At 42.2% G+C, this 21,722-nt stretch carries 18 protein-coding genes; 12 read left to right on the forward strand and 6 right to left on the reverse strand.

Features of this window, described 5'->3' with window-relative positions; genetic code table 11:
- Window positions 1-94: 94 nt before the first annotated feature.
- A complete protein-coding gene (locus MJ612_RS14600) occupies window positions 95-268 on the forward strand; it encodes a hypothetical protein (protein WP_187030942.1) in 174 nt (57 codons plus the stop codon).
- Window positions 269-465: 197 nt separating this feature from the next.
- Here the strand turns inward: MJ612_RS14600 and priA are convergent, their stop codons facing one another.
- The 6 genes from priA to rpsF all read right to left on the reverse strand — a co-directional run bounded on the left by priA (window position 466) and on the right by rpsF (window position 7,435).
- Window positions 466-2,997 (reverse strand): replication restart helicase PriA, encoded by a 2,532-nt coding sequence (gene priA / locus MJ612_RS14605; RefSeq protein WP_187030940.1) that lies wholly within the window; start codon window positions 2,995-2,997, stop codon window positions 466-468.
- A 115-nt stretch (window positions 2,998-3,112) separates the two neighbouring features.
- A complete protein-coding gene (locus MJ612_RS14610) occupies window positions 3,113-5,170 on the reverse strand; it encodes a thioredoxin domain-containing protein (RefSeq protein WP_187030938.1) in 2,058 nt (685 codons plus the stop codon).
- Between the two features lie 78 nt (window positions 5,171-5,248).
- Complete coding sequence (locus tag MJ612_RS14615; protein ID WP_187030936.1) at window positions 5,249-6,232, reverse strand: GSCFA domain-containing protein; 984 nt, start codon at window positions 6,230-6,232, stop codon at window positions 5,249-5,251.
- 129 nt (window positions 6,233-6,361) lie between these two features.
- Window positions 6,362-6,805, reverse strand: a complete 444-nt coding sequence (gene rplI, locus MJ612_RS14620; protein WP_187030934.1) for a 50S ribosomal protein L9 — start codon at window positions 6,803-6,805, stop codon at window positions 6,362-6,364.
- 13 nt (window positions 6,806-6,818) lie between these two features.
- Complete coding sequence (rpsR, locus tag MJ612_RS14625; RefSeq protein ID WP_007652662.1) at window positions 6,819-7,070, reverse strand: 30S ribosomal protein S18; 252 nt, start codon at window positions 7,068-7,070, stop codon at window positions 6,819-6,821.
- Window positions 7,070-7,435: a 30S ribosomal protein S6 gene (gene rpsF / locus MJ612_RS14630; RefSeq protein WP_187030932.1), complete on the reverse strand. Its 366-nt coding sequence runs from the start codon at window positions 7,433-7,435 to the stop codon at window positions 7,070-7,072. Before rpsF ends, rpsR begins: the two co-directional genes overlap by 1 nt.
- A gap of 491 nt (window positions 7,436-7,926) precedes the next feature.
- Here rpsF and MJ612_RS14635 point away from each other — a divergent pair, with 491 nt between their 5' ends.
- The 11 genes from MJ612_RS14635 to MJ612_RS14685 are packed head-to-tail and all read left to right on the forward strand — an operon-like array spanning window position 7,927 to window position 21,720.
- A complete protein-coding gene (locus MJ612_RS14635; protein ID WP_250419196.1) occupies window positions 7,927-9,255 on the forward strand; it encodes a c-type cytochrome in 1,329 nt (442 codons plus the stop codon).
- Window positions 9,256-9,298: 43 nt separating this feature from the next.
- Window positions 9,299-12,289, forward strand: coding sequence for a TAT-variant-translocated molybdopterin oxidoreductase (locus MJ612_RS14640; protein WP_187030930.1), 2,991 nt, complete (start codon window positions 9,299-9,301; stop codon window positions 12,287-12,289).
- A gap of 20 nt (window positions 12,290-12,309) precedes the next feature.
- The gene (gene nrfD / locus MJ612_RS14645) at window positions 12,310-13,746 is read left to right on the forward strand and encodes an NrfD/PsrC family molybdoenzyme membrane anchor subunit (protein WP_187030928.1); all 1,437 of its coding nucleotides are present in this window, start codon (window positions 12,310-12,312) and stop codon (window positions 13,744-13,746) included.
- Complete coding sequence (locus tag MJ612_RS14650; protein WP_187030926.1) at window positions 13,739-14,263, forward strand: DUF3341 domain-containing protein; 525 nt, start codon at window positions 13,739-13,741, stop codon at window positions 14,261-14,263. The genes nrfD and MJ612_RS14650 overlap by 8 nt, the downstream gene beginning before the upstream one ends.
- An 11-nt stretch (window positions 14,264-14,274) precedes the next feature.
- Entirely contained in the window at window positions 14,275-14,922 is a 648-nt protein-coding gene (locus tag MJ612_RS14655) for a c-type cytochrome (RefSeq protein WP_250419197.1), read from the forward strand.
- A gap of 26 nt (window positions 14,923-14,948) precedes the next feature.
- A complete protein-coding gene (locus MJ612_RS14660) occupies window positions 14,949-16,208 on the forward strand; it encodes a quinol:cytochrome C oxidoreductase (RefSeq protein ID WP_187030923.1) in 1,260 nt (419 codons plus the stop codon).
- Between the two features lie 24 nt (window positions 16,209-16,232).
- Window positions 16,233-17,300: a cytochrome c oxidase subunit II gene (locus tag MJ612_RS14665; protein WP_187030921.1), complete on the forward strand. Its 1,068-nt coding sequence runs from the start codon at window positions 16,233-16,235 to the stop codon at window positions 17,298-17,300.
- A 19-nt stretch (window positions 17,301-17,319) separates the two neighbouring features.
- Window positions 17,320-19,152 (forward strand): cytochrome c oxidase subunit I, encoded by a 1,833-nt coding sequence (locus tag MJ612_RS14670; RefSeq protein WP_187030919.1) that lies wholly within the window; start codon window positions 17,320-17,322, stop codon window positions 19,150-19,152.
- Window positions 19,153-19,160: 8 nt separating this feature from the next.
- Window positions 19,161-20,234: a COX15/CtaA family protein gene (locus MJ612_RS14675; RefSeq protein WP_187030917.1), complete on the forward strand. Its 1,074-nt coding sequence runs from the start codon at window positions 19,161-19,163 to the stop codon at window positions 20,232-20,234.
- 44 nt (window positions 20,235-20,278) lie between these two features.
- On the forward strand, window positions 20,279-21,139 hold the full coding sequence (gene cyoE / locus MJ612_RS14680) for a heme o synthase (protein WP_250419198.1): 861 nt from the start codon (window positions 20,279-20,281) through the stop codon (window positions 21,137-21,139).
- A 2-nt stretch (window positions 21,140-21,141) separates the two neighbouring features.
- On the forward strand, window positions 21,142-21,720 hold the full coding sequence (locus tag MJ612_RS14685; protein ID WP_187030913.1) for a cytochrome c oxidase subunit 3: 579 nt from the start codon (window positions 21,142-21,144) through the stop codon (window positions 21,718-21,720).
- Window positions 21,721-21,722 lie beyond the last annotated feature (2 nt).

The following is a 21,722-nucleotide window of genomic DNA, read 5'->3' on the forward strand; positions in this document are numbered from 1 at the left end:
AGACCTTTTTTATGTTATAGCTTATGCAGGATTATGCATGTACAGTATTATATTATAACTTAGTACTTATACTTTACCCAACAAAAGAATTGTAATGAGAGATAACAGAACCTTTAAAATTATACTTGCTGTGGCCTGTTTTGCAGCTGCAGGTTTAAATGCATACCGTTTTGCGAAAGGTGAAAGCGATACGATGGATATAGTGCTGGGTGTGCTGTTCCTGCTGGCAGGTATAATGTATGTGTATAGGCTCAGGAAAGGCATATAAAAAGGAAAAACCTGAAAATCCGTAAGTGTCTTGGTAGATGCTTAAGATTTTCAGGTTTTCAACTTTTAGCCAAAGGTATCTATATATACGCTAGTGTTTTGGCAAGGTTACTTTTATTGTATAAAAAATTAATTATTTTTTAAAAGGTGCTTTACTGCTTGTTCTGGCGCTTTTTTGACAAGTATAAATTTCAGGTCTTACACCGGGTCCACATCAGCCACTACCTTTATCCCCTTAAAATCAGGTAATAAGTATAATTGCTGGATAGCCTGTGCTATCTGTCCTTTGGCATTACGCAGATTCACATTTTCACGTGGAAGCTTTATATGAATCTCGTTCAGGAATAAATTCCGGATACGGAATATATATGGGATTTCCGGTCCAAGTACCTGTTGTTTACCCAGCCTGTCTGTCAGGTCTTTTGCCAGCACTATAGCTGCATTTTCCGATGTACGCTCCTCGGCATGTTTTACAGTTATCCGTATCATGCGCACAAACGGAGGATAAGAAAAACGCATCCGCTCTTCTATTTCATAGGCATACAAACTCTCATAATCCACACTTTTCACTTTCCGGAAGATAGACTGCATGGGGTCGCGAGTTTGGATAACAACAGTGCCTGGCTTGCCTTTGCGTCCTGCACGTCCGCTTACCTGCACAAATAGCTGGAACGCCCGTTCATGTGCCCTGAAATCCGGGAAATGGATAATACTGTCAGCATTAAGAATACCTACCAGGCTCACGTTTTCGAAGTCCAGGCCCTTTGTAACCATTTGGGTACCTACCAGCACATTGGTTTTGCCATTCTCAAAATCGGCAATAATCTGCTGATAGCTATTCTTTTTCTTGGTCGTGTCCAAGTCCATGCGCTGCACTTCGGCATTTGGCAGCATCAGTTTCAGGTCGTCCTCAATCTTCTCGGTACCAAAGCCCATACTTTTAAGTGTAGTGGTACCGCAGGCAGGGCAATCGGAAGGCATGCGCTCGTGATAGCCGCAATAATGACAACGAAGCTCACCACTAAACTTATGGTAAGATAAACTCACGGCACAGTTACGACATTTCGGAATCCAGGAACATTCGTCGCAGGCAATAAAAGGGGCATAGCCGCGGCGGTTCTGGAAAAGTATAACCTGTTCGTGGCGTTTTAAGCGTTCTTCAATACCGTTCAGCAACCGGCTGGAAAAATGGCTGTGCATGGTTTTGCGGTGCTGCTCCTCACGGGTATTTACCAGTTCCACGTCTGGCAATTGTGCTTCACCAAACCGTTTCAGCATGGTTACCAATCCCCAGCGTTCGGTTTTGCAGTTATAGTATGTCTCGATGGATGGAGTGGCTGAGCCAAGCAATGTTTTGGCTCCCTGCAAGTGTGCCATCATCAGGGCAGTTTCACGGGCATTATAGCGCGGGGCCGGTTCGTATTGCTTGTAGCTGGCTTCGTGCTCTTCATCCACAATAATCAGCGACAAATTGTGGAACGGCAGGAAAATTGATGAACGAACGCCAACTACCACCTGAAATCTGCCTGAAAGTACACCCTGCCATACTTCGGCGCGCTCATTATCCGAAAATTTGGAATGATACACTCCCAGTTTTTCGCCAAACACTTTCATCAGGCGCGTCACGATCTGGGCAGTAAGGGCAATCTCCGGTAATAAGTATAACACCTGTCCGCCACCTTCCAGGGCATGTTTTATCAGGTCGATGTATACTTCGGTTTTGCCACTACCTGTAACGCCATGCAGCAACACTGTGTCTTTTTCTTTAAATAGCCCCAGTATCTCATCTTTCGCCTGCAACTGGTGCTCGGAGAGCGTCATCGGCAGTTGGCGTGGCGAATCATCTACCGGGAAGCGGGAAATAATCTGATCAAACTGTTCCAGCACACCCTTCTTTATCAGCGAATCGATGGATGATCTAGACAGGTGCGGGTTGTTTGTAAGTATAGATTTCTCGATGCCTTTATAGTTCAGGTTTACATCCTGGTGCACCGGCACTTTTTGCAGGTAGTTCAGCAGTATATCCAGCTGCTTTGGTTTGGGCGTCAGTTGCTCGAACAGCTCTTCCAGCATACCCTCTTCCTGCACAAAATGCTCAGATAAGCGTATTTTCTTTACCACTTTAGGCGAGAATTTATCACTTACCTGCTCATATATAATGATCGCTTCTTTCTGGATCAGCGATTTTATAAACTTATGATAGCTTTTGATCTGCAGCAAATTACCGATGTCAGTAAAGGTCATGGCCTGGTTCTGCTGCAATGCATAAATGATCTTTACTTCCTGGGTTGCCAGCGGAATGTCGTCTTCTTCTGGGTTGAAGTGCGGGTGGAGCTGTATCCGGGATTCGCTGCTAAGTTTTAAGGCCGATGGCAGCGCCGCATTGATCACTTCACCTAACGTACACATATAATAATCCGCAATCCACTTAAAAAGCTTTAGCTGCGGTACTGTAACTATAGGTGTATCATCCAATACATCCAGTATATACTTGGCCTGATAATCAGCCGGCGCCTGGTCGTGGATATCAGCAACTATACAACTTAATATCCTTTTAGAGCCAAACTGCACAATTACCCGCGCGCCCACCATTACCTCATCGTTCATTTCAAACGGGATGCGGTAAGTATACAGCTTTGGCAACGGCAAGGGCAGTATCACATCAGCAAAAAGCGTAACGCGATCTACGGCCGGTTCCGGCGGGAAATTAAAATTGAGTAGCTCTGACAAGGGTGAAAGTTATACTTGATCTATACAAATGTCGGGAAAAAGCACGACATGTAGCAAGATACCAAGTAAGATAACCGTATGGTTAATAAACCTGATAAGGCTACCTATAAATAAACTATAAAGCCGGAAATTTTACCTGTTGTTGCCAGCCCTGTAGTTGTTTAAGAGCTTCGGCAGGAGTATGCACAGGCAACTGGCAGGTTTTATTATAGCAAACATAAATAGTGGTTTTACCATCAACAGGCACTTTGTCTGCAAGTAGCGGAAGTTTGCTTTTGTGGTCGCTGCCCATTAGCACCATGTTTGGGAGGTAAAAAGTGCTAAGCTCTTCCCGCATTTGGGGTAGCTGTTTCCCAACTATAGCAACTTCGGCGGTTGGGGTAAGCTTATTGTAGTATAAAATGGCCCAGTTGCTAAGATGCGATGGCTCTTTTATCAGCAGCGGAATAATTGTATTCAGCATTTTATCTGCTATTTGCTGGTAAGCTGCATTATCGAAGTATAAACCCAACTTGTGCAGTTTTTTAGCCATTACTGAGTTTGAAGCCGGGATCACATTATCAAAAATTTCTTTTTTACGGGCAATCAGTTTTTCATCGCTTTTATCTGTGAAGTAGAACATGCTATCTTCCTGATCCAGAAAATGACTGATTACATAATCAGTAAACCGTTTTGCCTGCTGTAGCCACTCTTCATTAAAAGTTACTTCATATAAGCGTAACAGTGCTGCTATCAGTAAAGCGTAATCATCCAGGAAGCCATCTATAGTTGCCTTACCATTTTTATAGTTATGACAAAGCTTGTTGCCCTCTCTTAGTTCTTCAAAAATAAATTCTGCATTCTTCAGGGCCAGGTCCAGGAAGGGTTTCTCCCCGAAAACATAATATGCATCAGCCAGGGCTTTTAACATCAAGGCATTCCAGGAGCATAATATCTTATCATCCAGTGCAGGCCTGACACGCTTGGCACGTACTTTCATAAGCTTCTTTTTCCACGCAGACACCATTTCCTGAAGCACTTCAATCTCAAGTTCGTTTTCTTTTGCAAAAGATTCATCGCTTTCGCGGCGGTGCAAAATGTTGCGGCCATGCTCAAAGTTGCCTGCTGCGGTTACATTATAGTATTTGGAGAAAAGTGGCTCTTCATCTTTTAGAAGCTTGCTTAATTCATCTTTTGTGAAAGTATAAAATTTCCCCTCTTCCCCTTCGCTGTCAGCATCTAATGAGGAATAAAAGCCAAATTCACTACTCATCAGTTCGCGCTCTACAAAACTGATCGTTTCATAAACTACCTGCTTGTAGAGCGGGTTTTTCGTTACCTGATAGGCTTCCGCATAAAGTGAAACAAGCTGGGCGTTATCATAGAGCATTTTCTCGAAGTGCGGTACCAGCCAGTCTGTATCCACAGAGTAACGTGCAAATCCGCCTCCAACCTGATCATAAAGGCCACCCAAAGCCATCTCGCGTAAAGTGAGATTTATCTGGGCAAGTGCAGTTTTATCTTGTGTATGATTAAAATAGCGCAGCAGGAACAGGAAATTGGTTGGCATCGGGAATTTTGGTGCCGGAGCTAGTCCCCCGCGTTCCCTGTCGAAGCGTTTGCTCAGGTTGCGGTATAGCTGCTGCAAGTCTTCTTCGTTTACCTGTTTGTCGCTCTGCTTCAGGCCATACTTCTCCAGGTCGCTTATATTTAGGTGTTCTACAAACTGTTCTGCTGTTTCATGAAGGTCCTGGCGGTTCTGTTGATAGGCATTGGCTATGTTTTGGAGCAGCTGTACCCATTGCTGAGGGGCAAAGTATGTACCTCCGTAAAACGGCTTAGCTTCTGAAGTCAGGAATACATTTAAGGGCCAACCACCCTGTAAACCCATCGCATGTACGGCATCCATATAAATGGCATCTACATCCGGACGTTCTTCGCGGTCAACTTTTATACAAATGAAATGTTCATTCATCACAGCCGCTATTTTTTCTTTCTCGAATGATTGATGCTCCATTACGTGGCACCAATGGCAGGCGGCATAGCCTATACTTACCAATATTGGTTTATTTTCCTGTTTTGCGCGTTGCAGTGCCTCTTCACCCCACGGATACCAATCAACAGGGTTATAAGCGTGCTGCAGCAGGTAAGGACTACTTTCTTTAATAAGCCGGTTAGGTTTCCTGTCTGCCATACTTCTTGTGCTGGTGGTCTATACTTCTATACTTTATTTTACGACGCACAGGCACTGGGTTGTTAAGGCAGGTAAATATTAAGTAGACGTAAGCTGCTGGCGGAGTACAAGTTCCTCCATTTCTGTAGAAATATTATACTTAACTGACAAGTGCTTCAGTTGAGCTAATGTATTATTAAGAAATGACTGATGTGCTTCAGCGTGCGGATGGAATGGCCGGTGAGCAACTGCTCTTCTAATTTTTTCCCATGCAGGTAAAAATTCCTGGTAAAGTGGGTGAAGGTAAGCTGCAATAAACTTTTGCCAGATATAATCTTCGGCAGTAGGAGTGGGGTGCAGCATATCCGGGCCATAAAACCTGTAATCCCGCAGGTCATCAAGCATTATCTCGTACGCTGGGAAATATAAAATATCCTGATGTTGTTCGGTAAGGTAATGTGTGGCAACCCGAAGTATAGATTTGCTTACACTGTTAGTCAATAATGTTTCTTTTACATGCCGCACCGGGCTCACGGTAAGTATAAGCTGTAGTTCAGGGTTTAGCTTCTTTAATGCATGGTAACTTACTTCTATACTTTCAGTGATTTCCTCTATGGTTAATAAGGTTCTGCTAAACTGTTTGGCTGCTAATTTATGACAGTTGGCAACTATGTTTCCTGTGTCTGCGAGTTTATAAGATACAGCCGTACCCAAAGTAATGATTAGCAGTTTTGCCTGGCTTAAATGTTCCCGTGTTTGCTCTATGCGGGCTTCTATTAATTGCAGCAGCTCGTTTTTATCAGGAGAGGAGAGGGAAGAGTGCAGGTCATAGCTATACCAGATGCCATCGCGCAGTACCAGGTTTTGTTCCAGATTAAAAGGTCCTCCGGCGACAGCCTGCAGCAAACGGCCTACCGAGATCGGGTTAAAAATTGTGCCGAAGGGGTTTATCACTACATCTGCCTTGTATTCCCGGAGCTTCGTACCAATTACCTCCGCAAAGCAGGAACCTATAGTTACTACTTTGTCGTGCAATTGCAGGTTAATCCCGGTTGATGGTATGTGAACTTCCGTACGAAACATGGTTGATAGGTATTGCCTTAACTATAAAACTACGAAGTATAGCTGTAATTTATACTTTACCTGCAGATATAGGCATAAAAAAAGCGTCCCGAAGTACTCCGAGACGCTTTCCTATAAGTATAGTGCTAATTACTCAGCTACTACATTGAATTTAACTGTGTGCTTCACTTCTTTATGAAGGTTGATTGTAGCTGTATACTCACCGGCAGTTTTCACTTCCTGGTCAAAAGAGATACGCTTACGATCTACCTCAATACCTTTTGCCTTAAGAGCATCAGATAACTGAAGTGTAGTAACTGAACCGAAGATTTTACCAGTTTCACCAACTTTTGCCGGTAATTCTAAAGTAAGGTCACCGATGCTGTTTGCCAGCTCCTGTGCATCATTCTTAATTTTATCTGCTTTGTGAGCAGCCTGACGTACGTTTTCAGCAACAATTTTCTTGTTAGCTTTATCAGCGATAACTGCAAAACCCTGTGGGATAAGGTAGTTACGGCCGTAACCTGGTTTTACTGTTACGATATCGTTCTTGTAGCCTAGGCCTTTAACGTCATCTTTAAGTATTACTTCCATCTCTAATCCCTCCTTATTTTAAAGAATCTGTTACATAAGGTAAAATAGCCAGGTGACGTGCTCTTGCAACTGCCTGAGATACTTTACGCTGGAACTTAAGGCTAGTACCTGTCAATCTTCTTGGAAGGATCTTGCCTTGCTCATTTACAAACTTAAGCAGGAAGTTACCATCTTTATAGTCGATGTACTTAATTCCGCTTTTCTTGAATCGGCAGTATTTCTGACGATTCTCCTGCTTGTGTACTCTTTCGTTAACTAAGCTCATTATCCTTTAACCTCCTCTTTTTTAGCTTGTTTAAACTCGCCATTTCTTCTGCGCTCGTTATAAGCAACTGCGTGCTTATCCAGTGCAGTAGTCAAGAAGCGAACAACTTTCTCGTCACGGCGGTAAGCCAGCTCAAGCTGATCTACTACTGTACCCGGAGCCTTAAACTCGATTAGATGATAGAAACCAGTTGATTTCTTCTGGATTGGGTAAGCAAGCTTACGCAGACCCCAGTTCTCCTCGTGGATAATGTCGGCGCTATTTTCCTTAAGCACCTGTCTGAACTTCTCGACCGTTTCTTGCATCTGAGTCTCGTTAAGCAACGGAGTCAGGATGAAGACCGTTTCGTAATTTTTTAATTCCATTCTTTTGTTAGAATTTTTTGATTTTAGCACGCAAAATTACAGCTAACTATTTTCAAAAACAATACTTTACACTATAAAATACAGCTCTGTTAAGATAACCCACCTCTTGCCTTGCCCATTTTGCATTATATGTAATAAATATGTACACCAATAGTCCTTTAAAACAGCAGGCCTGAGAACATCAAAATGCTACATTAATAACTATAAAGAGTAATAGTAGGTATACCTGCTGGACATTGCACTAAAACTGCACTATAATTATACAAAACAAATAGCAACAGCATTCCTTTAAAGGAGTTTCAATTTATAATCATTCTAAATAAAAAGGCTTTAAATTGTATAACAGACGGGATTTTAATAGTTCAGCGGATGTAAACCACAGGGGTACAGGTATGGTTCCAAAAATAAAAAGTATATGTTTGAATAATGGAATTCGCATAGTAGATTTGTGCCCGAAAAGTAAATTCACCATTATACTAAACACACAAGTGATGATGGCTATGATTAGCTGTATACTTAAAACAAAACACAAGATCTTCCTTGCATTCCTTTTCTCTTTGACTGTGACCTTCGGGGTGCAGGCACAAGGAGGTGAAAGCGAGCAGGCAGATGTAGCTACCAAAGGAGTAGAGCCAGGTTCTACCGAAGGTGCTCAGGCGGGTTCTGCGGATCCTGCTGTAATTGATGCAGGTGCGGCATTGTTCAAAAACAACTGTGCGGTTTGTCACTCTGCTGGTAGCGATGTTATAGTAGGCCCTGGCCTGAAAGATGTGCAGAAGAGAAGAAGTGAAAGCTGGTTGATTAGCTGGATCAAGAATTCTCAGGCACTTATCCAGTCTGGAGATGCAGATGCTGTTGCTGTATATAATGAGTATAACAAGCAGGCAATGCCTTCCTTTGCCTTCTCTGATGATGAGATCAAGTCAATTCTGGCATATGTAGGCTCTCAGGCAGATGTTGCGGCAGCAGCTCCTACAACTGTTGCAGGTCCGGAAGGAACTACTCCGGGTGAGAACGTTGGTACTGAAGCTGTTGGAGCCGTAGGAGGTTACCTTGACATCGTACTGGTTGTTCTTATTATAGTGTTGATCGTTCTTGTGGTAACACTTTTACTGATCACATCACTTCTGAAGAACTACCTGAATAAGAACCGTGACCTGGCTGAAGAAGACAGAGAAATTGTAAATCAGCGATTTGATTTCTCTAAGATCTATAAGTCAAAAGCTGTACGTACGCTGGTACTTCTGATTTTTGTGGTTGTGTTACTTGACCTGTCACTTGATAAAGTAATGGGTATAGGTATACAGGAAGGATATGCGCCTAAGCAGCCGATCGCTTTCTCACACAAACTTCATGCTGGTGAACATCAGATCGACTGTAACTACTGCCACAGCACTGTTTATGAAAGCAAGAGTGCCAGTATTCCATCAGCAAACATCTGTATGAACTGCCATAGCCAGATCAAGAAAGAGTCTCCTGAGATTCAGAAGATCTACAGAGCTATTGAGCGCAATAAACCAATTGAGTGGGTTCGTATTCACAACCTGCCAGACCTGGCATACTTTAACCACTCGCAGCACACGCAGGTAGGTGGTGTTGAATGCCAGACTTGCCACGGCCCTATCCAGGAGATGGATGTAGTATATCAATACTCTCCGCTAACAATGGGCTGGTGTATCGACTGTCACCGCGAGACACCTCTGAACACAGAAGGAAACGAGTACTATGATAACCTGGTGAAGTTGCATGATGCTTCTTCTAAAGGTGCTTTCACAGTAGCTTCAAATGGTGGTACAGAATGTTCTAAATGCCATTACTAAGCAGTCAATTATTATCTGAATATTCGAGTTTTCTAAATATATTATGCAAGACAGAATAAAGTACTGGAAAGGAATTGAGGAGTTAGAGAATACTCCGGAGTTCGCTAAGCATGCTCATAATGAGTTTCCAGAATTCCTGCCGGTTAACGAAACTAGTGGTGAAGAAACTTCAGGAAGTGGTAAAACACACCGCCGCGACTTTCTGAAGCTTCTTGGATTCAGTGTAGCTGCCGTTTCTCTTGCTTCATGCGAGGCGCCGGTAAGAAAAGCTATTCCTTACCTGAACAAGCCAGTTGATGTGGAGCCAGGTACAGCTAACTGGTATGCTACAACATATTACCTGAACGGTGATTATAACAGTATTCTTGTTAAAACCCGTGAAGCACGCCCGATCAAGATCGAGCCAAACCCTACATCTGCACTTACTCCAATTGGTACAAGCTCAAGAGCACAGGCTTCAGTACTGAGTGTGTATGATAACAACAGACTTCGCACACCTTTATTAAAAGGTAAAGAAGCAAAGTGGGAAGAAGTTGACCGTGAAATAGCTTCTCGTTTACGTTCTGTAAATGGTAAAGTAGCTATCGTTTCTTCAACGGTTATTTCTCCGTCTACCAAACAACTGATCAATGAGTTCGGCTCACGTTTCGGTAACTTCGAACACGTAGTTTATGATGCTAACTCTTCCTCAGCTCTTTTAAGCGCTAACAATGGTGTTGTACCTGGATATGATTTCAGCAAAGCAAACATCATTGTAAGTATAAATGCAGACTTCTTAGGTACATGGTTAGCTCCGATTATCTTTGCTAAGCAATACATCACCAACAGAAAAGTATCTGCTGACAAAAAAGATATGTCACGCCACTACCAGTTTGAGACTATTATGTCGCTTACTGGTGCTAACGCTGATATTCGTGTTCCAATTAAACCATCTGATGAATACGCTGTAGTTTCAGCGCTTCATAAAGCAATTACTGGTGGTGCAGCAGGTAATGTTGAAGGTATAGATGCAAAAGCATTAGCAAATGCAGTTAAAGACCTGAAGGCGAATGCTGGTAAAGCGCTTGTAGTATCTGGTTCTAACGATCCGGCTGTACAGGCAATGGTTACAGCTATTAACCAGTCACTTGGTGCTGAAGGATCAACTATAGATTCTGCAACTCCTTACTTTGTAAAGCAGGGTAACGATGCGCAGATGATCCGCCTGATCAATGACATGAACAACGGTACTGTTGGTGCTGTGTTCTTCTATAATGCAAACCCAGCTTATGACCATCCGCTTGCTGACAAAGTTGTTAGCGGATTAAAGAAAGTAAGCTTAAAAGTGTCTTTTGCTGAGCGTGTGGATGAAACTGCAGCGCTGGCAGACATCGTGGCTCCGGATCATAACTATCTGGAATCATGGAATGACTTCGAGCCTAAGAAAGGTTACATCAGCTTAGCCCAGCCAGTTCTGTCGCCAATATTTACAACACGCCAGATGCAGGACTCCCTGTTAACCTGGAGTGGAAATAATACCAGCTACTACGAATATATCCGTAACAACTGGAGAAAAGTAATTACAGGTGACTTTAATAAAGGATGGGAAAAAGCAGTTCATGATGGTGTATTGCAGAACGGAAGCAGCATGCTTACTGTGAGCAACACATTCACTCCTGCAACTATAACTGCCAGAACTGCAAAACCTGCAGCAGGTGCTATAGAAGCTGTTCTTTATGAAAAAGTAGCTATCGGTAACGGTACTGAAGCCAACAACCCTTGGCTTCAGGAAATGGCTGATCCTATTACTAAAGCTACCTGGGGCAACTATGTAACCATGTCACGCAAAATGTCTGAAGACATGAAGCTGGTACAAGGTGATGTAGTTAGAGTAACTATGGCTAATGGTAAATCTATTGAGCTTCCTGTGCTGGTTCAGCCAGGTCAGGCGCAAGGTACAGTAGGTATAGCTATGGGTTACGGCCGTGATATCACATCAATGCCTGTTGCAAAAGGACTAGGAGCAAATGCTTTCCCGATTGCAACAGTTGTTAATAACAGCATAGCTTATACTAGCCCGGTTAAAATCGAGAAAACAGAAGCTACTTCTGAAATCGCTCAGATGCAAACACACCACACGATCATGGATCGTCTGGTAGTTCAGGAAAATACACTGGCTCAGTATGTAAAGAATCCGAAAGAAGTAACAGAATATGTTCGCATAGCTACACATGAAGGTCCTGCGAAACCATCTTCTATCTCACTTTGGGATGATTATGAATACAAGAACCACCACTGGGGTATGGTTATCGACCTTAACTCTTGTATAGGTTGTGGTGCTTGTACAATTAGCTGTCAGGCAGAAAACAACATTCCGGTAGTAGGTAAAGCAGAAGTTCTTAACCGTCGCGAAATGCACTGGATGCGTATCGACAGATACTACAGCGCAGTAGAGCACGAGGAGAAGGATTATGCAACTATGGAAGATCCTGCAGAAAATCCTTCTGTTATCTTCCAGCCAATGCTATGCCAGCACTGTAACCATGCTCCATGTGAGACTGTTTGCCCTGTTGCTGCTACCATGCACAGCTCAGAAGGTATTAACCAGATGGCTTATAACCGTTGCGTAGGTACTCGCTATTGCGCAAACAACTGCCCTTACAAAGTACGTCGCTTTAACTGGTTTGCATATTCAAACAACGATAAGTTCGACTATACTATGAATAACGACCTGGCTAAGTTCGTGCTTAACCCAGATGTTACAGTACGTGGTCGCGGTGTAATGGAGAAATGCTCTTTCTGCGTGCAGCGTGTACAGCTTGGTAAGTTAGAAGCGAAGCGTGAGAACAGAAGACCGAAAGATGGTGAAATTGTAACTGCTTGTGCACAGTCTTGCCCAACAGAAGCGATCGTGTTCGGTGATATGCTTGATAAAGAAAGCCGTATCTCTAAAATTCTGGCTCGCGAAAAAGGTGAACGCGCATTCCACGTACTGGAAGAGCTAAACGTTCAGCCAAACGTGACTTACTTGACTAAAATTAGAAACTTAGCTTAAAAATAAAATTCGAGAGAGTTATGCAGCATGTATCTCCGATAAGAGAGCCTCTGGTAACAGGAGGGAAAACATACCACGACATCACCGAAGATGTCTGCAGACAAGTAGAAGCAAAGCCTAACGTGCGTTGGGCTGCTGCTCTTGCTGTTGCCCTGGTAGGCCTCGCCATATTTTTATACTCTGTTTACCGTACCCTTTGGTATGGTATCGGTGAATGGGGCTTGAACAAAACAGTTGGTTGGGCATGGGATATCACCAACTTCGTGTGGTGGGTAGGTATTGGTCACGCCGGTACGCTAATCTCAGCAATCCTTTTATTGTTCCGTCAGAAGTGGAGAACTTCAATTAACCGTGCAGCCGAGGCGATGACAATCTTCGCCGTAATCTGTGCCGCGATGTTCCCGGTATTACACATGGGCCGTCCGTGGTTAGCTTATTGGGTATTACCATTGCCAAACACATTCGGTTCGCTTTGGGTAAACTTCAACTCTCCACTACTTTGGGACGTATTCGCGATCTCAACTTACTTCTCAGTTTCACTGGTTTTCTGGTATATCGGTCTTATCCCTGACTTTGCTACCATCCGTGACAGAGCTACTGGTCCTATTGCAAGAAGAGCATATTCAATCCTATCAATGGGATGGACTGGTTCTGCTAAGGCATGGTCTAGATATGAGACTGTATCATTAATCCTTGCTGGTCTTGCAACGCCACTGGTACTTTCTGTACACACCATTGTATCTATGGACTTTGCAACGTCAGTTATTCCAGGATGGCACACCACCATCTTCCCTCCATACTTCGTAGCAGGTGCTATCTTCTCAGGTTTCGCGATGGTGTTAACCCTGATGATCATCACCAGAAAAGTGTTCTTCCTGGAGCACTACATTACGCTGGAGCACGTGGAATCAATGAATAAGGTAATTATCCTTACAGGTTCTATTGTAGGTATTGCTTATACTACAGAATTCTTCATTGCCTGGTATTCAGGTGTTGAATATGAGCAGTATGCTTTCATTAACCGTGCATTTGGACCTTACTGGTGGGCATACTGGTCAATGATGACCTGTAACGTAATCACACCTCAGCTTTTCTGGTTCAGAAAAATCAGAAGAAGTTTAACAGCTACTTTTATCATATCAATCTTTGTTAACATTGGTATGTGGTTCGAGCGTTTCGTGATCATCGTAACGTCGCTGCACAGAGATTACCTGCCATCATCATGGGCAATGTTCTCTCCAACCATTATCGATATCGGAATATATGTAGGTACAATAGGTTTATTCTTCACTTTATTCCTTCTGTTCTGTAAGTACTTCCCGGTAGTAAACATGGCAGAGGTAAAAGCAATTCTGAAATCTTCTTCAGAAGTGAAGCATCACCATACTTCTCATGCAAAGTCAATGCATGGCACTGCACCTGAGTCTAACACTAATACACATCATAGCAATGAATAAGAAGTTCGTTTTAGGTATCTACGATGATGAGGATGTGCTTCTAGAAGCCATCGAAAATGTTCGGGCTGCCGGTACTAAGATATATGACGTATTTTCGCCTTACCCGGTACACGGTATAGATGATGTATTAGGTATCAAGCGTTCAAGACTTCCGATCGTAGCATTCTTCTGCGGTCTTTTCGGAACATCTTTCGCACTATGGATGCAGATCTGGATGTTGGGATTTGACTGGCCAATGATCATTGGTGGTAAGCCACATATTTCCCTTCCGGCATTTATACCGGTAACATTTGAATTAACTGTACTTTGTGCAGCATTCGGTATGGTGATCACATTCTTTATTGTATCACGTCTGAAGCCATCAACCAAAGTAAATGTATTCGACAAACGCTCTACAGATGATAAATTTGTAATGGCGATAGAAGTTAAAGAAGGCGTAACTGATATGTCAGCTCTTAACAACCTGCTTCGCAATAACGGCGCAATCGAAGTAAACGAGAAGGAGGTAATCAAGTAATGAAAAATTTCATGAATATAGGCTTAAAAGCCTCTGCTGTACTTTTTTCTACTGCGATGCTTGTAGCTTGCAGCAATGAGCAGGATCCAGGTGTAGAATATGCACCAGATATGTACCATTCAGTTCCTCTTGATCCTTATTCACAGGTAAAAGAGAACAAGTATAACCCGGGTGGATTGAACATGCGTCAGCCAGCTCGTGGAACTGTTGCTCGTGGTAAGCAGGGATACAACATGTATTTAACAACAGATACTGCTGAAGTAGCCGGTGTTGAACTACAGAATCCATTAGAAAGAACAGACAAGCATCTGGCAGAAGGTAAGATTCTTTATACTCGTTTCTGCGCACCATGCCATGGTGAACAGGGTGATGGACAAGGTCTGGTTGGACAGAAATTTAAAGGTGTTCCTTCTTACTCTGCAGGTAGAGTAGCCACTCTTCCGGCAGGTCATATATTCCACGTTATCACAAATGGTCGTGGTAGAATGATGCCTCATGGTTCACAGGTTGATCCGAATGAGCGTTGGAAAATTGTAATGTATGTGCAGCAACTGCAGAAAGGTGAAACAGGAACTACTGTAACAGCTGGAGCAGAAGCGGCTGGAGATACAACAACTGCTGAAATAGAAGCAGCAAGAACAGCAACACCTAATAACTAAGACTGGAGCATTAATTTTTGACAATAATGACAGAAGAAAGACTCATTATACCACGAAAAACAACAAACAAGTTTTTCTTAACGATAGCGATAGGTGTTATCCTGTTAATAGCAGGAATCATTATCATGGCTGCCGGTGGTGGAGCGAATCATGGCGAAGGTCACGGAGAAGCGGCTGCAGCAACTCATGAAGCAGCATCCTGGTCTAAGCGTTTATTCATGAACCTATGGTTGAATAACGTATATTTTTCAGGTATAGCTCTTATAGGTACCTTCTTTGTAGCAGTACAATATGTGGCATATGCCGGTTGGTCTGTATTGATAAAGCGAATTCCGGAAGCATTAAGCTATTTCCTTCCGATAGGAGCTGTTGTGATGATCATTGTTTTCCTTTTCGGAGGTCATGACATTTTCCACTGGACGCACGAATACCTTTACGATGTAAATGATACACGTTATGACCCGATCATTTCAGGAAAATCAGGTTATCTGAACACTGCGTTCTTCCTGATCAGGATGGTTGTTTTCTTTGCCCTTTGGATACTTTTCTTTAATTGGCTGAGAAGATTATCTATCAATGAAGATTTACATGGTGGAACATCTTACTACCATAAGAGCATCAGAGTTTCAGCAATGTTCTTGGTTGTATTTGGTGTTTCTTCATCAATGGCGGCATGGGACTGGGTATTATCTATTGATACACACTGGTTCTCAACTATGTTCGGATGGTACGTATTTGCAAGCTGGTTTGTATCAGGTTTAGCAGCGACCACTCTAACAGTGATTATATTGAAGCAAAATGGTTACCTGAAAATGGTTAATGCAAACCACCTGCATGACTTAGGTAAATTTGTATTTGCTTTCTCAATCTTCTGGACATATGTATGGTTCTCTCAGTTCATGCTGATCTGGTATGCAAACATTCCAGAAGAATCAATCTACTTCTTAGACCGCTTAGGTGACCATTATGCTTGGATCTTCTTTGTTAATTTACTGATAAACTTTGTATTCCCTTTCCTTGTTCTTATGACAAGAGATGCAAAGCGTCAGATGATCATGTTAAAGATCGTAACAATCGCGATTCTGATCGGCCATTGGTTAGACTTCTACCTGATGATGATGCCAGGAACTATGCGTGGTGATGCAGGTATAGGTTTCATCGAGATTGGTACCACACTTATCTTCTTAGGGGTATTCCTTGTAACATTCACAAAGGGTCTTGCAAAAGCTTCACTTGTGCCGGTAAATCACCCTTTCCTGGAAGAAAGTATTCACCATCACGTTTAGAGAAATTACTAAAAACACAATATAATGATTACGATCGCTATAGGTTTATCTATCCTTCTGCTTTTAGTAGTTCTATTCCTTCTTTTCAGGATTGGAACACTGGCATCTATTTTCAGAGGTTCATCTCAGAGGGCAGCAGGAACAACTAAAACAAGTAATAAAGTGAATAGTACGCTGATGCTGCTATTCCTGATTATAGGCGGTATAGCTTTTGCCTGGTCTTTTTCTGCATCATGGGATGAAATGAACCAGCCTTTGGCTTCCGTGCACGGTGAATGGACAGACAGCTTGTTCTGGACAACAATGATCATCATTGGAATCGTGTTTGTTATCACCCAAATCTTATTATTCTGGTATTCTTATAAGTATCAGCATAAAGATGAGAAGCGTGCTTATTATTATCCTCACAATAACAAACTAGAGGTAGTATGGACTATGATACCTGCAGTAGTTATGGCCGTTTTGGTTTTTGCAGGCTGGAAAACATGGTCTACTATCACAAGTGCTGCTCCTGCTGATGCTGTTGTGGTTGAAGTTATGGGTAAGCAGTTCAACTGGATGGTAAGATATCCTGGTGCTGATGGTAAGTTAGGTATTACTAAGACTTCGTTGATAGACGCTACTAATGAATTTGGTATAGATTTCTCTGACCCTAATTCTAAAGACGATATAGTAAACCCGCTGGAACTTCATATTCCTAAAGGGAAGCCAGTATTATTTAAAATCCGCTCAAGAGATGTAATCCACAGTGTGTTCCTGCCTCATTTCCGTCAGAAGATGGATGCGGTACCAGGAATGCCTACAAAGTTCTGGTTTGTGCCTACTAAAACGACATATGAAATGCAAAGCGAAACAGGCAATCCGGAATTTAAGTATGAGTTGGCTTGTACTGAGATTTGCGGACGTGGTCACTTTGCAATGCGTTATGTAGTAGTTGTAGACGAGCCGGAAGATTATGAAGCATGGTTAGCCGAGCAGAAGTCATTTGCATCACAAAATCCGGATGTAATAGCTAAATTCCAGCCGACTGCAGCAAAACAGCCTGCAACACAGATGGAAGCTGCAGCAGAGGTAGAGAAAACAGAATTATAGCATTTTAAATACTAAGAGAATGTCTAGTACAGATATCGCTATCAACCAATCTGATTTACATCATGGTCATCACGATGAGCATGATCATCATCACGATCAGAACTTTTTTGAAAAATACATTTTTAGCCAGGACCATAAAGTAATTGCCAAGCAGTTCCTTTTCACTGGTATAGCATGGGCATTTATCGGAGGTTTCCTTTCGGTTCTGTTCCGTTTGCAGCTAGGCTGGCCAGAAGCTACTTTCACATTCCTGGAGCCTATACTTGGAGGCTGGGTACAGAATGGTAAACTAGATCCGGAGTTTTATCTGGCTCTTGTTACCATGCACGGTACTATAATGGTATTCTTTGTGCTTACTGCCGGTTTGAGTGGTACATTCAGTAACTTCCTGATTCCGCTTCAGATCGGTGCCCGTGATATGGCATCTGGTTTTATGAACATGCTTTCTTACTGGATCTTCTTCCTTTCAAGCGTAGTAATGTTCACATCTCTGTTTATAGAAACAGGTCCTGCAGGTGGTGGTTGGACAGTTTATCCTCCACTGAGTGCATTACCACAGGCTATATCAGGTTCTGGCTTAGGTATGACATTATGGTTAGTAAGTATGGCATTGTTTATTGTGTCTACTTTATTAGGTGGTATTAACTATATCACAACCATTATCAACCTGAGAACTAGAGGAATGTCGATGACAAAGCTCCCACTTACAATATGGGCGTTTTTCCTGACTGCTATACTTGGTTTATTATCATTCCCTGTATTATTCTCAGCAGCATTACTTTTGATCTTTGACCGTAGCTTTGGTACCAGCTTCTACTTATCTGATATCTATATAGCCGGACAAGCTTTATCGAACACAGGTGGTAGCCCAATCTTATTCCAGCACTTATTCTGGTTCTTAGGTCACCCAGAGGTATATATTGTAATTCTTCCTGCATTTGGTATCGTTTCAGAAGTTATTGCTACCAACTCACGAAAGCCTATCTTCGGTTACCGTGCCATGATCGGTTCCATGTTAGGTATTTCTGTACTATCGTTTGTAGTATGGGCGCACCACATGTTCGTAACTGGTATGAACCCATTCTTAGGTTCAGTATTCATGTTCCTGACATTGATCATTGCTGTACCTTCGGCTGTGAAGGTATTTAACTGGTTAGCTACATTATGGAGAGGTAACATCCGTTTCACAGCAGCTATGTTGTTTGCTGTAGGATTTGTGTCGCTATTCATTTCAGGTGGTCTGACAGGTATCATCCTTGGTAACTCTGCACTTGATATTCAATTACACGATACATACTTTGTAGTTGCTCACTTCCACCTTGTAATGGGTGCTGCTGCGTTCTTCGGTATGTTTACAGGTGTTTACCACTGGTTCCCTAAGATGTTCGGACGCATGATGGATGAGAAGCTAGGATTTGTGCACTTTTGGTTGACTTTTATTGCCGTATACCTGGTATTTATGCCTATGCACTATATCGGTATAGCAGGTTTCCCAAGAAGATACTATAACTGGACAGGCTTTGAAGCATTCAACATGTTTACTGACCTGAATACCTTTATCAGCCTTGCAGCTATCCTAGGATTCGGTGCTCAGTTTATATTCCTGTTCAACTTTATCTTCAGCATCTTTAAAGGACGCAGAGCAACAGAAAACCCTTGGCACTCAAATACATTAGAGTGGACTACACCGGTGCTTCCAGGACATGGTAACTGGCCAGGAGAGATTCCAACTGTTTACAGATGGCCATACGATTATAGCAAACCAGGTGCTGCTGAAGACTTTATTCCGCAGAACGTGCCTTTCTCTCAGACGCAGACATCTAATCTGCCACAGGAGCGAGTACTAGAGTAATTTCATTCATGGTTAACATATCTTCTAAGACAAAGAAGTTTAGAAGAATAGGAATTCTTACAGTTATTGCTGTATACTTTCTAATCTTAGTTGGAGGAATCGTAAGAAGTACTGGTTCAGGAATGGGGTGTCCAGACTGGCCAAAGTGCTTCGGCAGTTGGGTTCCTCCAACTAATGTTAACCAATTACCAGAAGATTACCTGGAAATATATAAGCAGAAGCGAATCGAGAAGAACCAGAAGCTGGCTGGATATTTAGACAAAGCAGGTTTTGAGGAGATTGCATCTTATATCTTTTCACACCCAAGCCAATACATCGAAACAGGTTTCAATCCAACCAAAACTTGGATAGAATATGTGAACAGGCTGGTAGGAGTTGCCATAGGCATTCTGATTTTCCTTACACTACTATATTCAGTTCCCTTTCTTAAATCTGATCCTACTGTTTTCTACTTATCATTAATCAGTTTTATACTTGTAGGTATAGAAGGGTGGCTGGGCTCTATTGTTGTTTCCACAAACCTATTGCCTGTAACTATAACAATACACATGGCTTTGGCCCTTGTGATAGTAGGTTTGTTGCAATATGCAGTAGTAAGAGTAAAGGAAAGGGAGAGTGAAAAAAGCTTACTTTATAATAGTGTATTGAATCTGTTTATCTGGATAGTACTGCTGACAACATTTGGACAGATACTGCTGGGAACACAGATAAGGGAGGAAATCGATCAAATTGCCTATACTTTAGGGGAGGCTCAACGAGATAAATGGATTGAAAACCTAGGAATAGATTTTTATATCCACCGATCTTTCTCGATAGTTATAGTTTTATTGCATGCATATCTGGCTTATAAGCTTTATAAGTTAAAAGATAAGCAAATTACATTTTGGACAAATGCAATGCTGGTGATTGTTTCAGCAGAAATAGTATTTGGTATCATAATAAGTTACTTTGCAATACCACCTGTTTTGCAACCTCTACACTTAACATTTGCAGCTTTGCTTTTTGGGGTGCAGTTCATGATTTTGATTGTTTATTATTACGCCTCTAAAAAGGCAATTAAAAAGCCAGTAGCTATAGTTTAGTGATGTTGATAGAAGAGAAGAAAGCGCTACTGCCAGATATAAATATGGGACTTAAAGCCTCAGCATATTTCAAACTACTGAAGTTCAGGCTAAGCTTTACAGTTGCCTTTTCCAGTGCTATAGGATTTATACTTGGCAGGCCGGTAGCATCTTACTGGGAAATAGCATTGGTGATGATTGGTGGATTACTGGTAACGGGATCTGCGAATATCATTAACCAGATCATAGAGAAGGATTACGATAAGCTAATGAAGCGAACAGCTAAGCGTCCTTTACCAACAGGTACGGTAAGTATAGCTGAAGCTATTGCAGTATGTGTCATAACAGGGTTGGCTGGGTTGTGTATTCTAGGATATACCTTCAATCTGTTAACAGCAGCTTTTTCGTTGCTTTCGCTTATACTTTATGGGTTTGTATATACCCCTTTAAAACGTATTAGCCCGATATGTGTATTTGTGGGGGCTATACCTGGTGCAATGCCGCCTTTGATAGGTTGGGTAGCTGCAACAGGTGTACTTGGTGTTGAAGCGTGGATACTTTTCGGTATTCAGTTTATCTGGCAGTTTCCACATTTCTGGGCAATTGCATGGGTGCTGGATGATGATTACAAAAAAGCAGGATTTAAAATGCTGCCTATGGCTGGTGGTAAAAACCTGAAAACTGCTTTCCAGATAATGATCTATACTTTGGTACTGATCCCGTTAAGCTTATTGCCACTACAGTTTGGTATGACAGGTACAACGTCAGCACTAATTGCTGTAGTTTGTGGGGTACTGTTTCTGGCACAAACATTTTACCTTATGCGCACCTGCTCTAAAAAGGCTGCCATGAATATCATGTTTGGTTCATTTTTATATTTACCGATCGTTCAGATCGCATTTGTTTTAGATAAAGTAAACCTATAGTTATGGTTGCGAATATAGATAACGAAACTACAGGCGGAGTACATCCGCTGAAATTTACTCTCTGGCTGATCATTATCAGTATCCTGATGATGTTTGGCGCTTTTACGAGTGCATACATCGTGAGAAGAGAAGAAGGGAACTGGCTGGAGTTCGACCTGCCTAGCATGTTTGTGATCAACACTGTGATCATCTTGTTAAGCAGCGTTACCATGCAATGGGCATACTTTGCAGCCAAGAAGAATAACCTGAACCTGGTAAAGATTATGGTATTACTTACTATGGGATTAGGTGCAGCTTTCCTTTACGGTCAGCTTAACGCATGGGGCGACCTGGTACAGAATAACATATACTTTGGTGGTGCAGACAGCAACCCGGCAGGCTCATTTCTGTATGTACTTACTGGTGTCCACGGTTTTCACCTTATTACCGGACTTATATTTTTATTAATGGTACTGATAGCCAGTCTTCAATATAAAGTGCATTCAAAAAATATGCTGCGTATACAGTTATGTACTACATACTGGCATTTTTTAGGAGGACTTTGGCTATATTTGTACTTCTTTTTACAGGTAAATCACTAAAC

Origin of the sequence: Pontibacter deserti, assembly GCF_023630255.1 — a bacterium.
GTDB classification, from domain to species: domain Bacteria; phylum Bacteroidota; class Bacteroidia; order Cytophagales; family Hymenobacteraceae; genus Pontibacter; species Pontibacter deserti.

Bases quoted from the DNA above. Each gene is read 5' to 3' on its own strand.
- MJ612_RS14600 (WP_187030942.1), top strand. From the start codon at position 95: ATGAGAGATAACAGAACCTTTAAAATTATACTTGCTGTGGCCTGTTTT.
- MJ612_RS14610 (WP_187030938.1), bottom strand. From the start codon at position 5,170: ATGGCAGACAGGAAACCTAACCGGCTTATTAAAGAAAGTAGTCCTTAC.
- MJ612_RS14615 (WP_187030936.1), bottom strand. From the start codon at position 6,232: ATGTTTCGTACGGAAGTTCACATACCATCAACCGGGATTAACCTGCAA.
- rplI (WP_187030934.1), bottom strand. From the start codon at position 6,805: ATGGAAGTAATACTTAAAGATGACGTTAAAGGCCTAGGCTACAAGAAC.
- rpsR (WP_007652662.1), bottom strand. From the start codon at position 7,070: ATGAGCTTAGTTAACGAAAGAGTACACAAGCAGGAGAATCGTCAGAAA.
- rpsF (WP_187030932.1), bottom strand. From the start codon at position 7,435: ATGGAATTAAAAAATTACGAAACGGTCTTCATCCTGACTCCGTTGCTT.
- MJ612_RS14635 (WP_250419196.1), top strand. From the start codon at position 7,927: ATGATGGCTATGATTAGCTGTATACTTAAAACAAAACACAAGATCTTC.
- MJ612_RS14640 (WP_187030930.1), top strand. From the start codon at position 9,299: ATGCAAGACAGAATAAAGTACTGGAAAGGAATTGAGGAGTTAGAGAAT.
- nrfD (WP_187030928.1), top strand. From the start codon at position 12,310: ATGCAGCATGTATCTCCGATAAGAGAGCCTCTGGTAACAGGAGGGAAA.
- MJ612_RS14650 (WP_187030926.1), top strand. From the start codon at position 13,739: ATGAATAAGAAGTTCGTTTTAGGTATCTACGATGATGAGGATGTGCTT.
- MJ612_RS14655 (WP_250419197.1), top strand. From the start codon at position 14,275: ATGAATATAGGCTTAAAAGCCTCTGCTGTACTTTTTTCTACTGCGATG.
- MJ612_RS14660 (WP_187030923.1), top strand. From the start codon at position 14,949: ATGACAGAAGAAAGACTCATTATACCACGAAAAACAACAAACAAGTTT.
- MJ612_RS14665 (WP_187030921.1), top strand. From the start codon at position 16,233: ATGATTACGATCGCTATAGGTTTATCTATCCTTCTGCTTTTAGTAGTT.
- MJ612_RS14670 (WP_187030919.1), top strand. From the start codon at position 17,320: ATGTCTAGTACAGATATCGCTATCAACCAATCTGATTTACATCATGGT.
- MJ612_RS14675 (WP_187030917.1), top strand. From the start codon at position 19,161: ATGGTTAACATATCTTCTAAGACAAAGAAGTTTAGAAGAATAGGAATT.
- cyoE (WP_250419198.1), top strand. From the start codon at position 20,279: ATGGGACTTAAAGCCTCAGCATATTTCAAACTACTGAAGTTCAGGCTA.
- MJ612_RS14685 (WP_187030913.1), top strand. From the start codon at position 21,142: ATGGTTGCGAATATAGATAACGAAACTACAGGCGGAGTACATCCGCTG.